This is a genomic window from Arthrobacter sp. MYb229 (genome assembly GCF_002975405.1).
In the GTDB taxonomy this organism is placed as follows: Bacteria; Actinomycetota; Actinomycetes; order Actinomycetales; family Micrococcaceae; genus Glutamicibacter.
This window is the reverse complement of sequence record NZ_PCPS01000001.1, coordinates 1,161,056-1,175,916: the sequence shown is the minus strand read 5'-3', so window position 1 is coordinate 1,175,916 and position 14,861 is coordinate 1,161,056. Positions and strand designations below refer to the sequence as shown.

10 protein-coding genes and 2 tRNA genes are annotated in these 14,861 nt (G+C 59.8%); 7 read left to right on the top strand and 5 right to left on the bottom strand.

Annotated elements, in window-relative coordinates:
• The first annotated feature begins 7 nt into the window (after positions 1-7).
• Entirely contained in the window at positions 8-1,069 is a 1,062-nt protein-coding gene (locus CQ019_RS05540; protein ID WP_105569097.1) for a winged helix DNA-binding domain-containing protein, read from the top strand.
• On the opposite strand, the gene def is transcribed toward CQ019_RS05540, so the two are convergent.
• From def to orn, 5 genes are all read right to left on the bottom strand, one after another.
• The gene (gene def, locus CQ019_RS05535) at positions 1,066-1,638 is read right to left on the bottom strand and encodes a peptide deformylase (protein WP_105552062.1); all 573 of its coding nucleotides are present in this window, start codon (positions 1,636-1,638) and stop codon (positions 1,066-1,068) included. The genes CQ019_RS05540 and def overlap by 4 nt on opposite strands.
• Before the next feature lie 614 nt (positions 1,639-2,252).
• Positions 2,253-4,829 (bottom strand): helix-turn-helix transcriptional regulator, encoded by a 2,577-nt coding sequence (locus CQ019_RS05530; RefSeq protein WP_181148254.1) that lies wholly within the window; start codon positions 4,827-4,829, stop codon positions 2,253-2,255.
• Between the two features lie 388 nt (positions 4,830-5,217).
• Positions 5,218-5,290, bottom strand: a tRNA-His gene (locus CQ019_RS05525).
• Positions 5,291-5,472: 182 nt separating this feature from the next.
• Positions 5,473-5,548: transfer RNA gene (locus CQ019_RS05520), tRNA-His, on the bottom strand.
• Between the two features lie 158 nt (positions 5,549-5,706).
• On the bottom strand, positions 5,707-6,321 hold the full coding sequence (gene orn / locus CQ019_RS05515; RefSeq protein ID WP_096288791.1) for an oligoribonuclease: 615 nt from the start codon (positions 6,319-6,321) through the stop codon (positions 5,707-5,709).
• Between the two features lie 208 nt (positions 6,322-6,529).
• Between orn and mptB (CQ019_RS05510) the strand changes: the two genes are divergently transcribed.
• The 6 genes from mptB (CQ019_RS05510) to CQ019_RS05485 all read left to right on the top strand — a co-directional run bounded on the left by mptB (CQ019_RS05510) (position 6,530) and on the right by CQ019_RS05485 (position 14,567).
• A complete protein-coding gene (mptB, locus tag CQ019_RS05510; protein WP_255248528.1) occupies positions 6,530-8,059 on the top strand; it encodes a polyprenol phosphomannose-dependent alpha 1,6 mannosyltransferase MptB in 1,530 nt (509 codons plus the stop codon).
• A complete protein-coding gene (gene mptB, locus CQ019_RS05505) occupies positions 8,059-9,573 on the top strand; it encodes a polyprenol phosphomannose-dependent alpha 1,6 mannosyltransferase MptB (RefSeq protein ID WP_105552065.1) in 1,515 nt (504 codons plus the stop codon). Before mptB (CQ019_RS05510) ends, mptB (CQ019_RS05505) begins: the two co-directional genes overlap by 1 nt.
• Before the next feature lie 57 nt (positions 9,574-9,630).
• Positions 9,631-10,731: a VanZ family protein gene (locus CQ019_RS05500; RefSeq protein WP_105569096.1), complete on the top strand. Its 1,101-nt coding sequence runs from the start codon at positions 9,631-9,633 to the stop codon at positions 10,729-10,731.
• 130 nt (positions 10,732-10,861) lie between these two features.
• Positions 10,862-11,629: a DUF2637 domain-containing protein gene (locus CQ019_RS05495; RefSeq protein WP_096288785.1), complete on the top strand. Its 768-nt coding sequence runs from the start codon at positions 10,862-10,864 to the stop codon at positions 11,627-11,629.
• 65 nt (positions 11,630-11,694) lie between these two features.
• Positions 11,695-12,792: a GTP pyrophosphokinase family protein gene (locus CQ019_RS05490; protein ID WP_096288783.1), complete on the top strand. Its 1,098-nt coding sequence runs from the start codon at positions 11,695-11,697 to the stop codon at positions 12,790-12,792.
• 173 nt (positions 12,793-12,965) lie between these two features.
• Entirely contained in the window at positions 12,966-14,567 is a 1,602-nt protein-coding gene (locus tag CQ019_RS05485; RefSeq protein ID WP_096288781.1) for an ABC-F family ATP-binding cassette domain-containing protein, read from the top strand.
• Positions 14,568-14,861: the final 294 nt, after the last annotated feature.

The following is a 14,861-nucleotide window of genomic DNA, read 5'->3' as shown; positions in this document are numbered from 1 at the left end:
TGCGACCATGCGACCAGAGCTATTATTGCCCGCAAGGATGGCCAGCCAGCTGCTGCTGGAGCCGGCAGAATCGATTCTAAGCGCCGCTGGGCATATGCTGGCTGTCCAGTCCCAGGATTTCACTGCCGGTCGCTACGCGCTGGCTCAGCGCGCGGGGATCGGCGTGACCAGGGCGCAGGTGGACGAACTGTTCAACTCCGGCAAGCTGGTACGTTCCTGGACCATGCGCGGCACCCTGCACATCTGCTTGCCGCAAGACCTCAAGTGGCTTATGGAAAGCACCAAGGAACGCACTCTGCGCTCGAACGCGCCACGGCTGCGCGAATTGCTAATTGATGCCAACGCCATTGAGCAGGCCGCCGGGGTCGTTGCCAGCTATCTGGCAGATCACGGTCGCGCCAGCCGTGACGCCCTGTTCGCCGAATTGAATTCGCACGGTATGCCCACCGCCGGGCAGCGCGGGATCCACTTGCTGATGGTGCTGGTGCAACACGGGCTGATCTGCCTAGGCCCGATTCCGGCCGATGCAAAGCTGGCCGCCCAGGATTTTGTGCTGCTAGAGCGCTGGGTTACCGAGCATCAAGAGCCGGAGAATCCGCTGCATGAGCTATTGCTGCGCTACCTGGGCTCCCACGGTCCGGCGACCCTGCGCGACGCCGCTTGGTATACGGGCCAAACGCTCACCACCATGAAACGCACGGCAAGCGAGCTCGGCACGAGCCTTGTGCAGGTAGGCGTCGACGAGCATGGAGATGCTTATTGGGTAGTGACCGGCTCCCGTGCCGAGCAAAGCCTGGAAGCACCAGGCCTCCTCGGCCTTCCACTGCGGCTGCTGGGTGGATTCGATGAGTACTACCTGTCCTATGCCAACAGGAGACCGATTGCTGACGAAGCGATGCAGCGGCAGATCGCTCCCGGAAAGAACGGAATGTTCTTGCCGTTCTGGCTCGAACAAGTGCGAGCAAAAGAGGTCTGGAACGCCAAAGCAGCGCCGTCCGATCCCATCGGTGCGGCGCTGCATCAGCGGTATCTAGAGTTCAGGACCATCCGGCAACCGGCGAAGGATTAGTGTCCGAAAGGGTCTTCGTCGGTCCCAGGTAGCCAGGTAGCGCCCGGAACGCCCCAGCCCAGCGCCTTCTTCGCCTTCAGCCAGCGCTTATCCCAGCGTGGCACGAGCTTGTCCACGTACAGGAATCCGTCAAGATGATCGAATTCGTGCTGCATGATGCGGGCGAACCAGCCATCGGCTTCGAAGGAGATCGGCTTGCCGAATTCATCCACGCCTTCAACCTTGGCGTAATCGGCGCGCTTGAGCGGGAAGTTCAATCCCGGTACGGAAAGGCAGCCTTCGGCTTCTTCGTCCGGATCCGGGTTCGCCTGGGACACCTTTGAGAGGGTCAGTACGGGGTTGATCAGTACGCCGCGTTCCGGCGCGCTGTTCTGATCGGCATAGATGTAGGTGAAGATGCGCAGGCCAACGCCGATCTGTGGCGCTGCCAGGCCAACCCCGTGCGCCGCGTCCATGGTGGCATGCATGTCGGCAACGAGTTGACGAAGCTCGTCATTAAACTCGGTGACTTCAGCGGCGCGCTGATGCAGTACGGGTTCTCCATAAACGGTGATCTGCCGAATGGGCACGTGATCGGTTCCTTTCGAAAGTGCTTAGGGTGCTTGTCCAATAGTTTCACGGCTGATTGGCGTTGTGCCACTGCGTAGGTTCAGCAAAACTTCTCACCCGTGGCCTTGGCGGGGAGCCCGCCGGGCGCTGCTGCCCTCGTGCCGGAGGGCGGTTCCGCGGGATTTCCGCTGATTTACTAGTCAATATCCGTAGTTGCGGCACCACGGTGGTACCTGGGCATGCCTCCGCAAGGTGAAATCCAGGTAGCGCACCGGGCGCAGGTGATATGCGCCTCAGTGCGATAGAGGAGGTGCTAAGCGGCTGTGGATACAGGTGTGACCGTGAAGCGCCGGAAGCTGAGCAGGTGTTTCGAACATGGGTTCGAATGTATATTCGAATGCTTTTGGTTCGAGCAAAGCGGTGTGAATGAACGCAGTTAAGCGGGAAAGGCTAGCGCCCCCATGGCGCTAGCCTCCCGCAGAGCTTGTTAGGCGCTCTTGCTGATGCGAGTGTCTAAAAGCTTTGTCCCCAATGAATCGAATTTTGAATCCCCCAAGATTCCTCATGCATAATTCGATCCCCACGCGCCCTAGTCTAGGGCGGCAAACCCATGTTGAGCAGTGCAAACCGGACACTAGGTAGTCTTTGGCCCGGATACAGGTATCGTTTTGAAGTCCTCATCGAGGATTTCATCAAAGACCGCCCCCGAATCACTGACCGGAAGCAGCTGGCGACGATCGGTGATGCCTAATTTAGCGTAGGACCGCTGTAGGTGGCCTTCCACCGTACGCGGGGAGAGGAATAGCTCCTCGGCGATTTCTTGATTGCTGCTACCACGCGCGGCCATCACGCAGACTGCGTATTCGCGTTCGGTTAACAGGGAGCGGACGATACGCCCGCGCCCCAGCGAGGGAGTGTTGACTGCTGCCAGCGGGGCAGCCAGTTCCACGCAGAGCCCGAGCAACCGCGTCGCGAGCGCTCGCCGACCAAGATTCCGCGCCCGCGAAGAGGTGCGATGAGCAAATTCCGCCGCATAGAGCGGGCGGCCGGCTGAGGCATGCACTTCGCAAAGCCGCTCAATGCCCTCCTCGTTCAGCGAGTCCAGAACCCCCGCGTATCCGGCGATTGCCCGTGCCAGGGGTCCCTGGACCTGTTCAGCGGCAGCTTGGAGCTGTGCCTCGTCCTCGGAAAGCTCCAGTCGCCATGCGTCATGAAGCAAGCGCATCCTCAGCAGCTTGCGGCCGAACTTGTCCGCATGGGCCAAGCACCGCTGCAGATGCTCCAGCGCGGCCTGCCGGCCTTCGAGCTCAAGGATCACCGGCAGTAGGTAGCGTTGGGCCAGCGGGCGCATGATCTGCCCAGCCACGTCGGGGGCCGAACGAGCCATATCGTAGTGGAGACGAGCCCTGGGGATATCTCCAATCATTACCGCGGCCGCCGCCGCGAATGAGGAGGTAAACCCGGCAACCAGATAGGGATCGGACACCGAAATGAGGGCGAGCGCCTGCTCAAAAGACCCAAGGGCCTCAACGGCCAGTCCCTGTTCCAAGAACTCAATGCCGATGCCGGTCAAATAATTTGACGGGTTCAAGGCCAGAGTCGTGAAATCAATGTCGCCCAATATTGAAGCCAGCGCCTCACCGCCGCCGCCCAAGGCCGACATCAAGGCCGGTAGGGCAAAAACTATCTCCGACTGCACCGCAGGGGTGGCGCTTTTCCAGAAGCCGTCCGCGACCACGTCCAAAACTTCTTCGAGCGCGTCAACCGGTCTGCCGGCATAGCAATCTTCGATAATCGCATGAGCTAGGCAAGCGGTGCGCAGTTCGGGCGAGATCCTCTCATCACGCGCATATTCACGAAGCTTGGAGGAGTCCACAATTTGCTGCGCCCGGGCGCGGAGGATCAATCCGAAAGCGCGGCTCTCGACCGGATCCTGCGGTCCCGATTCAATGATTTCCAGAGCTAGGTCAGGACGCGCCAGACCGGAAAAAGCAATCCTGGCTGCCACGCCTCGTACCTCGGCACTGCCGGTCCGGAGCAGGGGCTTGAGTACCGCTAGGGCGGCCTCTGACTTCGCTAGTTCATACAGGGCATCTGCCCGAAGCACCAAGAGCTTCTCCAGCATCCGCTTGTCCGTGAAGGATTCGTGCCTCACGGAATCCGTCAATGCGACCACCTGCGCGAAACGGCGCGCATCGGCCGACCCCACAACGTCTTCGAACAACTCGGACGCCGGAACCTCGATCCCCAGCTGCACGCGGTGAGTGGTGAATCGTGCGCGCGCTTGCGAAGTCAACACCTCGCGGGGAAAAGCGCTGTCGGCGCGCTGCAGATAACCGCGAAGCTTCGTTGGGGACAAGGTGCTCAAGACGCTTTGCGCGGATAGCCCCGCACTCAGCTCAACCGCTAGGTCGCGCTCGCCGGTAGCCTCATCCAGGGAAAGCACAATGAGTTTGGCCAGCCGGGAGTCCAAGAGGTTCGATAGCAAGTCGCCGAATAAACGCTGTGCCAGCGGATAAGGCAGCCTTCCGGTGACCGACAGCAGTTCTACGGCCTCGCGGATTTCTTCTGGCTGGTCTTTGAGTCGCGACGAAATGAGGTCGGTAATTCGCGAACCTTGGGGATTCCATTGCCGGTCGAGGGTCCAGTAGCAGCCCTTCAGCGTCAGCGCTCGCGCAGTTCGCGCATCAAGGGTGAGCTCGCGCAGATGCAGCGCGTTGCCGCCGGAAAACTCTAGCAGCATCTCAACGGTGGCGGAATTGACCTGGCCGCCGAGCACATGCTTGAGAATGGCTTCGGTGTCTTCGAAGGTCAGTGCGGAGAGCCCGATGCGCTTTGAATGAGAATCGGAGCGGAGGCCCCGCAGCGGCTGTGGCAGTTCATGGACGGCAGTGGTTGCCATGACCAATTGGATGCTTCGGGTCACCGACAGATGGGCCAGTACCGCTGCGCTTTGTTCATCGGCGAATTCGGCTTGATCCAGAAGAATGCACAGTTTTTCATTCGTGGTGTATTGAACCAGCGAAGAGATCATTTCACCCGGTGTAGAACCGGCGTTCTTCAACGGCAGCTGCGCGCAGAGAGTTGTTAGCAGTGCGAAAGGAACAAGCTCAAGAGCCTTCGCCGCGGTGAGCCAATACAACTTCTCCTCGGTACCCAAGAGGATTTGACGGGCAAGCGTCGTACGCCCGGTTCCCTGCTGGCCAACCACAAATATCGCGGCTCCTTGCGCTGTTGCCGAGCGGGCTTCCCGAAAACTACTTTGGAGCGAGGGAAGCACCGTCGGTAGTGCGCTGCGGAGACCAGCCATAGGCACCAGTGTGTACTTCGCTCCGTGGCCGGTCAAGTAGCGAAGTTCCTAATACAGGTAGAGATCGCGCTGTACAGCAGGCGCTTGACTGGAATACTCTATGCATGCGTTGCTCGCATCAATTTACTATTGCAGTGGACCAGGGCTAATTCCAGTGGATATTAAACTTTGCGTGTGGAATTATGGGGAAATTTGCAAGCGGTGCCGCGAGCGGCGTGCAGCAGTTTAAAAAGAAAAACAAAATCGGCCTGATCCGTAACTTTCGTTTTGGATCAGACCGATAATCAGGGGTGAGTAACGGGGCTTGAACCCGCGACCTTCTGGACCACAACCAGACGCTCTACCAACTGAGCTATACCCACCATGTTTACTTAGCTACTAGTCGGAACGTCAGAGACGCTCGAACTGATTTCAAGCAACGAGAAATACTATACACGCATCCGGTCCGAAAATTACAATCGGAGGATAGTTTGAGCGGGGGAGTCCAGCGATTACGAAAAATCGGCCTGATCCGTAACTTTCGTTTTGGATCAGACCGATAATCTGGGGTGAGTAACGGGGCTTGAACCCGCGACCTTCTGGACCACAACCAGACGCTCTACCAACTGAGCTATACCCACCATAATTGCTTCGTTACTAGTCAGTTCGCTTTTGCGTCCCGACTTCGTATCTGGCAACGAGAAATACTATACACGCACCCGGGGGGTGAGTGCCAACTCGAGAGGGCCCTATTGTGCTGTGTTGTGCATCACCCGCTTTTTAGGGCCCTGACTAGTCGTTACTTTTCGGCTGCCGGGGAGAGTTGTGAAGCGATCTTGCGCGCTTGATCGGTGCTCGGCCCCGGTGCGGGGACCATGATCGCAGCCCGGTAATAGCGCAGTTCATCGATCGAGTCCTGAATGTCACCCAGTGCGCGATGGTTGCCGGTTTTGGCCGGAGCTGCGTAATGAGCCTTGGTGTACCAACGCCTGCTCAGTTCCTTCAAGGTGGATACATCAATGATTCGGTAATGCAGGTGCTCGATAATTTCTGGCATATCGCGTGCCAAGAAGTTCTTATCGGTCCCGACCGAGTTACCGCCCAATAAAGCCTTGTTGGGTTCTGGAACATGCTTACGGATGTAGTCCATGACCAGGCGTTGGGCTTGATCCATCTGCATTCCGCCATCGAGCTCTTCCAGGAGTCCGGAGACCTGATGCATATTGCGCACGAAGTCATCCATCTGGGCCAGGGCGGCATCCGCTGGCTTGATGACCACCTGGATGCCCTCATCGGCGATATTCAGTTCCGAATCGGTGATCAGCACAGCTACTTCGATCAACGCATCGTTGGCCAGGTCCAAGCCGGTCATCTCGCAGTCGATCCATACAATTTTTTCTGAGTTACTAGACACGTGACCAATCTACCCGTTGTGCGCGGTGTGGGGGAGCGCACGGGGCGAAAGCTTGGTGGATGCTGGTGTCACACCTGAACCCCGGTCTTGCTCAATGCTAAAATCATCTGAGATTTCCGGACGTTGAATTATGGGCTCTCCAATGATTTCCCGGACTTGGCGTCGATTTTTTTAAACGAACTTTTTGTCCGATCCAGCACGAGGTGTCATGGTGTCCGCTAGCAAACCAGAAGTGCTGGAATCCCAGCCGTACCCTGGTGTCAATAAGACGTTGCTCAGCGGCATCGTCGGTTCGTCCATGATCCTCTTCGGGTCCTTCGGAACGGGCTGGCTTGCCAGCGTTTCACCGCTTAACCGTGATCCGTTCTTCATCATGGTCCGCACCGAAGCCACCGGTGTGACCATCAGCGTGATCTTGCTGGCGCTCGGTTGCTGGCTGCTGTTTCGAGCCTGGTGGCGGTTGGGGCAGAAGCTCAAGGGCTGGGACGCGGGTTCGCTGAAGATCGTGCGCCGCGCGGTCTGGCTGTGGAGCATTCCGATGCTCATCGCGTTGCCGATTATGAGTCGCGACGTCTTCGCATATATTGGCCAAGGCAGACTCGTCGACGCGGGGCAGGACCCCTACGTCGACGGCATCTCCAGCTTGAACAATTGGTTCCAGCTGGGAGCCGACACGATGTGGGCACAGGACGGCACTCCCTACGGCCCGCTCTTTCTGACCATTGAATACATCGTGGTCAACATCGTGGGTGGATCCACCGATGCGGCAGTTCTCGCCTTCCGCGGGATTGCGCTCATCGGCGTACTGCTCTGCCTGCGCTACGTTCCCAAACTGGCCGAATTGCATTCCGTCTCGGGTGCCAAGGCGGCCTGGATGACGGTGGCCAATCCGTTGTTCCTGGTGAACTTTGTGGCCAGCGCGCACAACGATGCGCTGATGACCGGACTGTCGGTCTGGGCCGTCTACCTCGCCTGCAAGCGCCACGGATTCTGGGCCATCGTGGTGCTCGCCGCCTCCATCGGCGTCAAGCCAATCACCCTGGTGCTGCTGCCATTTATAGGCTTGCTCTGGGCTGGGCCGATGGCCAGCTGGCCCCGGCGTATTTTGTACTGGGCCTACTCCGGATCGATTTTCCTGGCGCTCATGACGCTCGTTGGTTGGATGAACGGCTATTGGTTCGGCTGGCTCGACGTGCTGTTGAACTACAAGGGCGTCGGTGTGTCCATCATCGCGCCACTGGGCATGCTCACCGTCGGACTTTCTGGCATCTTCAATTCCTTCGGCCTGGAATCGGGCTGGGTGCTTCCCGTGGTGAAGACCGGCGGCCAGCTGCTCGCCGTGGGCCTGGCCATCATGCTGATGTTCCGTGGCAAATACTCGCATCTGGTCCAGCGCATGGGCATCGCCTATGCGGGGATCGTCGTGCTATCCCCGGTGATCCAACCGTGGTACCTGCTGTGGTTGCTGCCGTTCTTCGCCGTCACGGGACTGCGTGACGACTGGCAGATGCTCTGGCTGCATCTGACCACGATCTTCTTCTTGGCTTATCAGGCCGCGGACCAGATTTTCGTCTGGCAGTTCCTGCAAGAGAGCCTGGTGCCCCGAGTTCAACTGATCTCTTGGAGCATTTCGATTATCTGCGCCTTGTACCTGGTCTTCCTTGATCCGAAGACTAAAACGATCTGCCCCGAATTGCTTAGCTCCACCAACTGGCTGAAGAAGAAAAAGAAAGCCTAGTGAGCGTGCAAGTGCGAAATTATGAGCGGCATGCCACGCCGCTGAGAACCCTGGGGTGGCAGGGATTCGCCGCCTCGGCGTTGATCACCGTGGCTTCGTGGGGGATCGGCTGGTTTCCCCGCAGCCAGCTCTCCCCGCTGGCACGCAGCGGCTTCTTTATCGAATTCCGCACCGAAGTATGGGGCGTGATTAGCTGCATTATCCTGATGGCGCTGGGGCTGGCGTGGCTGACTCGATCTTGGATCTTGGCTCGGCCGCTAGTCGAAACCGCAGATACGATCCACCCAAGGCAGTTGGGCAAGTTGATCGCCATGTGGTCCGCGCCGCTGATGTTCAGCTTTCCCATCCTCAGCCGTGATGTCTATTCATATTTGGCCCAAGGGCGGATGCTGCACGCGGACAAATCGCCCTACCATGAGGGTATTTCTGCACTTCCTGGCTGGTTCGATGGCGGATCCGATGGGCTCTGGGCTCAGTCGCCCTCGCCATATGGGCCCTTTTTCCTGGTCTTATCGCGCATCATCTACTTCGTCTCCAACGGCGTGCCGGAGATCGGTGTGGGTTTGCTGCGCGTCGTCGCGCTGCTCGGGGTCATTGGCTGTTTCCATTTCACCGCGAAACTCGCCCAAAAAATGGGGCAGAACCCGAACTGGTCCAACTGGGCCATCGTGGGCAACCCACTGTTTTTGCTGACCATGATCGGTGGCGCGCACAACGATGCGTTGATGATCGCCGGAGTGTTCAGCGCCTTCGCCCTGGCCTATGACCGCCGCGCCATCGCATCGACCTTTGCGCTGGCCATCGCGGTTTCCGTCAAACCAATCGTGCTGCTGGTCCTGCCCTTCATCGGGCTGATCCTGCTCGGTCAGAACCACCGGCTGCGTGCGCGCTGCGTCGTCTGGCTGAAGGTTTCCTGCTATTGCCTCGCCTGGCTTTCGGTGATCGGCGCGGTGACCAACCTCTGGTTCGGCTGGCTTCCGGCGATGTTCACCGCCGGCGACGCGGCATTCCCCTACGCCCCGGTGGGACTGATCGGCTGGTCCTTCGGCAATCTCGTAGGGCTCCTCGGTGGACCGGTAGCGCTGACTCAGTCGATCGTGGTGACACTCTTTCAGGCCTTCTCCCTGCTGATCGTCGCCCGGCTCGCCTTGGCGAAGGATATTTCTCGGCCCGTCCGCTTGGCCGCCTGGGCGCTGTCCGCGGTGGTTTTGCTCGCCCCGATCATCCAGCCCTGGTACATCTTGTGGATGATCGCCCTTTTCGCGATCTCGCACCGAGTCTCGTGGTCTTCGGAGAAGCTCATGATCTACCTGTCCAGCTTGATCCTGCTGGTGGTATTCGTCGACCAGCTATCCATCGAACAGTGGCATATCGTCTGGCTGATGCGGGTCCTGGCGGCGGTGATCGCGGTGGGACTGATCGCCGGGCTTTTCCGATTCGATCCAAAGACGCGCACCGTGCTCAGCGGAAACACCGGTCCTGCCACCATCCCGGAATCTCCCACCGGGCGTTAACGAAGCTCACACCTGGCATCCCAGCTTCTTGGTATCTTTCTCCGCTTAGATAGAAATATGCAAACGATGTTCTGGCCCGCAACGATAGCCATGCTCGGCGCTGCTCTGTTCCTTGGCGCCGCCGGTATCTTCCTGCTCGCAATCCAGTACCACCGCCACGGTCGCTTATCGTGGCGGCGCACGCTGACCACCGGCGCCGCGGTGATTTATGGTTTTGGATTATTCAGCTACACCATGCTTCCGCTGCCCGAAACACGTACCGCATTCTGCCGGCCCGGGGTGGCCATCCCGCAACTAAATCCATTGAACTTTCTCAACGACTTCGCGCTGTCCTACGAACTGGGCATGCGTCACTTTTTGACGAGTTTCACGCTGTGGCAGGTCTTATTCAATGTGATCTTGTTCATGCCCTTAGGTATTCTGGCGGTTCGCTGGCTGCGCGGCAACATCTTCCTCGGCACGTTCATCGGACTCACCGCGAGCCTAGCAATCGAGCTGACCCAGTACACCGGCATCTGGGGACTCTACACCTGCGCCTACCGCGTGGCGGACGTGGACGATGTGCTGACCAACACCCTCGGCGCCCTGATCGGTTCGATCGTGGCATACCTGCCTATCTTCAGCTGGCTGACCGGACCCCGCGAATCGAGCGCTGCGAATGCCGCGCCGCGCGAGGTCACCCGGCTGCGCCGTTTTATGGCCAACGCCTTCGATATAGCTTTTGTGCTGGCGCTGGTCATGCTCACCACCTTTGTCCTGGAAATCGCCGAAAAACTGGGCGCACCGCAGGCCTCCTACAACCTGACCGAGCGGTGGATTCCTTCCATCTCCGTGCTGCTGGTCTTCCTGCTCCCCACCCTCGCGCCGGGACGCGCAAGCCTGGGTCAGCGTTGCGCCTGGATCCGTATCGCCGGAAAGCAGCGGCGCGAAGCCTCCGCGTGGCAAGCCTTGCTGCGCAGCCTTTTGGGGCTCGGCGGAATTTCCTTCGCCTTCCAAATCGCCGACAGCATCTGGGCGGTCAGCCCCTGGGCCTGGCTGAGTTTGCTAGTCCTGGGCTACGTGGTGCTCAGCTCGCTCTTCTTGCTCTTTGATCGTTCCGGCCAGGGTTTGGCCGGGCGGATCACCGGCACCAGATTTGTCGATCGCCGAATGCGCTAAGCGCGCACCGCACAACGCCCAGCCGATGAGGCTAAAATAGTTCCGGAGCCGGTGCCCGATACCGCTGGTAACTACATTCGCTTTGTTGACGTTCCTATTCATTTCTCGAAAGTAAGGTCTGCCCCGCAGCATGGATAACAAGCCAGAAATTCCGCGCGAGCCTCACCGCGCCGTCCTAGGAACCGCCGTGGGTGCCACGGTCTTGATCGCGATCGGTGCATTCGTCCTATCTTTTGCGGCCCTGACCGACCTCGCCGAACGCTCCGGCATCGACTCAAGCCTGGCCTGGATCTGGCCAATTATCATCGACGGTATGATCGTGGCCGCTACGGTTGCGATCGTGGCACTGAACGGGTTCAACCGCAAGGCAATGATTTACCCGTGGTCGCTGCTGTTCTTCGGCGCCATCGTGTCCACGGCGGCCAACTCCACCCACGCGATCCTTACCGTGGACTCGATCGTCAACGGCGTGCCACCGCTGGTCTCGGCGCTTGTCGCCGCCATGCCGCCAATCGTGCTGCTGGCCATCACCCACCTGACCGTACACATGTACCAGAAGAAGTCCGAAGCCTCGAAGCTTCGCGCCGAATACGAATACGATGAAGATGCGGCCAACGCCGAGAAGTACGGCGTCGCCTACGATGACGGTTACAACGCCGCGCTGACCGACTCGCAGCAGGCCGAAGCCGAACGCGTAGCCCAGCTGGAGCAGGATCACCAGGATGCCATCGCTCGGGCCCGTGCCGAGGCGATTGCCCAGTCGCGTGCCGAAAAGGTCACCCCGCTGAAGCAGGCTCCGGCGGCCAGCGCACCAGCCACCGCGGCCAAGCCGAAGAACGATGACAAGGCGCCATTGTACGAGGATATGGCCAAACGGCTTTCGCGTCCGCAGGCCTAAGGCTTCCACCCGTTTAGCAGCATACGAAGGACTTATTGCATTTCACCGCACTAGGAGGCAAGACTATGGATCAATCGACCAGCAGCACCGAACCGGCACAGTTCAGCGACCAGATCGACGAGGCAGTTACTCGTTTCGAAGCGGTCGGTGCCGAGCTCGACGAGGTGCTCAGCGCGATGAAAACCAAGATCCGTTCGTTGTTCCACGGCAGTGAAGTCCAACCCTTGTTCGTGACCGGAAGGGTGAAGACTCCGGAGTCCTTCCGGTCCAAGGCCTCGCGCCAGCTGCAGGAAACCCCGGAAACAAACCCGGTGCTCGAATTCCCCAACCCGTTGCGCGAAATCCACGACATGGTGGGGCTGCGCATCATCGTGATGCTGCCCCACGAAATCCAGCAGGTCGCTACGCTGATCAAGGCCCACCGCGAGGACTTCGATTGCCGCAGCGACCGGGAGAAGGACATCGGTTCGGTGGAATCCGGAACCTACGGCTACTCCTCACGCCACCTGCTGCTCAAAACCCGCAATGAACCGAGCGTTTCCAAATTCCAGGAGGCCCTGGGCAAGCCGGTGGTTCCCAGCGGCAACTTCGTCTTCGAGGTGCAAATCCGCACGGTGCTCCAGCACGCCTGGAGCGAGATGGAGCACGATATTCGCTTTAAGCATCCCGGCGAGGCGGCCTGGAACCCGCAGATCGACCGGCATTTCACCGCGACCTCCGCGATGCTCGAAACCGTGGAGAACTACTTCACCGACATCGACGATCTCTACCACCGGATGAATGGCTATCACGACCGGCAGGGGCTGGGCGCCGAGAAGCTCTCGGGGGAGAAGATCGGCGAAATCTGGCAGACCCTGCTGCCCCATGTGGACCGCAAACGCGATGACGACTGGTCTTGGGCTGCCGAACTGCTCGGCGCGCACGGCATCGACGCGACCTGGCAGCTGGCCGAGCTCCTGGACGCGAATGTGGTCACCGAGGTCCGCGCGGCGCTGGACCACCGGTATTCTCCGGGGCCGGACCGGCTGCTCGACGACGTGCTGCTGTGGCGCTTCGGCAAGGAGCATATCGAAAAGACCAGCGGCTCGGATCTGCGCCGCGAGGCGTCGCTGCGCCGCCGGCTGATTCAGATGAAGGACTTCCGCTCCACGCAGCGCGGCTAAGCTACCTGCCTCCGCCCGCCACCAAGACCCGGTGGCGGGCGGCGGCTTTTTGCTTCCGATGTCGATTCGCACACAGTAAGGCATAACCCAGCTGGGCGACCGGTAGGATAGTAAAGTTGCCCTTGATAGGGCCAATAGATTTTCCTTACCCCGTTTCGAAAGGGCCACACCATATGATTTCCGTAGCCAACCTTGAGCTACGCGTCGGCGCCCGCTTGCTGATGGACGAAGTAAACTTCCGGATTGACAAGGGCGACAAGATCGGACTGGTGGGTCGTAACGGTGCCGGTAAGACCACCATGACCAAGGTTCTGGCCGGGGAAACCCAGCCAACCGGCGGCGACGTGTCAAACAAGGGCTCCATCGGCTACCTGCCGCAGGACCCGAAGACTCCGGACATGGAGCAGCTCGCGCGCGACCGCATCCTGGCGGCCCGCGGGCTGGATATCGTGCTGAACAAGCTGGCCAAGAACCGCGAGGAGATGGCCAGCGAAGACGCCAGCATCTCCGCCAAGGCCATGCGCCGCTACGACCGCCTTGAAGCCGAGTTCATGGCCGCCGGCGGTTATGCCGCAGAATCCGAAGCCGCCGCGATCTGTTCGAATCTGGATCTGCCAGAACGCATCCTGGACCAGCCGTTGAGCACGCTCTCCGGTGGTCAGCGCCGCCGTGTGGAGCTTGCCCGCATCCTCTACTCGGACGCCGAAACGCTGCTGCTTGACGAGCCGACCAACCACTTGGACGCCGACTCCATCACCTGGCTGCGCGACTTCATCAAGAATTATGCCGGCGGCGTGCTGATGATCAGCCACGATACCGGCCTGCTGGACGCCACCGTGAACAAGGTGCTCTTCCTGGACGCCAACCGCGCCACGGTGGATGTCTACAACATGAACTGGAAGCGCTACCAGGTCCAGCGCGAAACCGACGAGCGCGCCCGCAAGCGCGAGCGCGGCAACATCGAGAAGAAGGCCTCGGTCTTGACGGCGCAGGCCAACAAGATGAAGGCCCGTGCCTCCGGTGCCTCCGCCGCCCAGTCGATGCTCAAACGTGTGGACCGCATGCTCTCGGGACTCGAAGATGTGCGTGCCAACGATCGTGTCGCGGCGCTGCGCTTCCCGGATCCTGCCCCTTGCGGCAAGACCCCGCTGATGGCCGAGGGCCTGTCGAAGGCCTATGGTTCGCTGGAGATCTTCACCGACGTGTCCTTGGCAATCGACCGCGGTTCCAAGGTAGTCATCCTGGGCCTGAACGGTGCCGGTAAGACCACCTTGCTGCGCATGCTGGCCGGTGTCTCCGAACCAGACACCGGTGAGATCGTTCCGGGCCACGGCCTGAAGATCGGCTACTTCGCCCAGGAGCACGACACGCTGGATACCGAAGCCACCGTGCTGGAGAACATGCGCCGCAACGCGCCCGATCACCTCAACGATGCAGACGTGCGTTCGATCCTCGGCTCGTTCATGTTCGTCGGCGACGATGTGTCCAAGTCCGCCGGGGTGCTCTCCGGCGGCGAGAAGACCCGTCTGGCCCTGGCGACCATCGTGGCTTCCAGCGCGAATGTGCTCTTGCTCGATGAGCCGACTAACAACCTCGACCCCGCCTCGCGCGGAGAGGTGCTTGGCGCGCTGTCCACGTTCCCGGGTGCCGTGGTCATGGTCAGCCACGATGAGGGCGCGGTGTCGGCCCTGAAGCCTGAACGCGTGGTCATCTTGCCCGATGGCGACGAAGACCTGTTCAACGACGGCTACCTGGAATTGGTCTCACTGACCTAAATCAGCGACTGCACATTCACCGCGGGCCGGCACACTTGCACAGTGTGCCGGCCCGCGGTGTTATATCCAGCCGTGAGGTTAAGTCTGCACTGTCTGCCGTCGGCTCGTGAAAATTCGTCCAAAGACGGGGATATTAGAAAATCCGGAGGCGGTGCACGCTTCCGGGAACTTGAGCACCTGGCTAAAACTATCGGAATTAACAGGTTCTGGCTCGAAGTAGCCGGTTGAAGTGCTGATCCATATCCACTTTCCAAGGAGAAAGTTCCTGCTATCTTGGAAGTATGGATAGTTCAC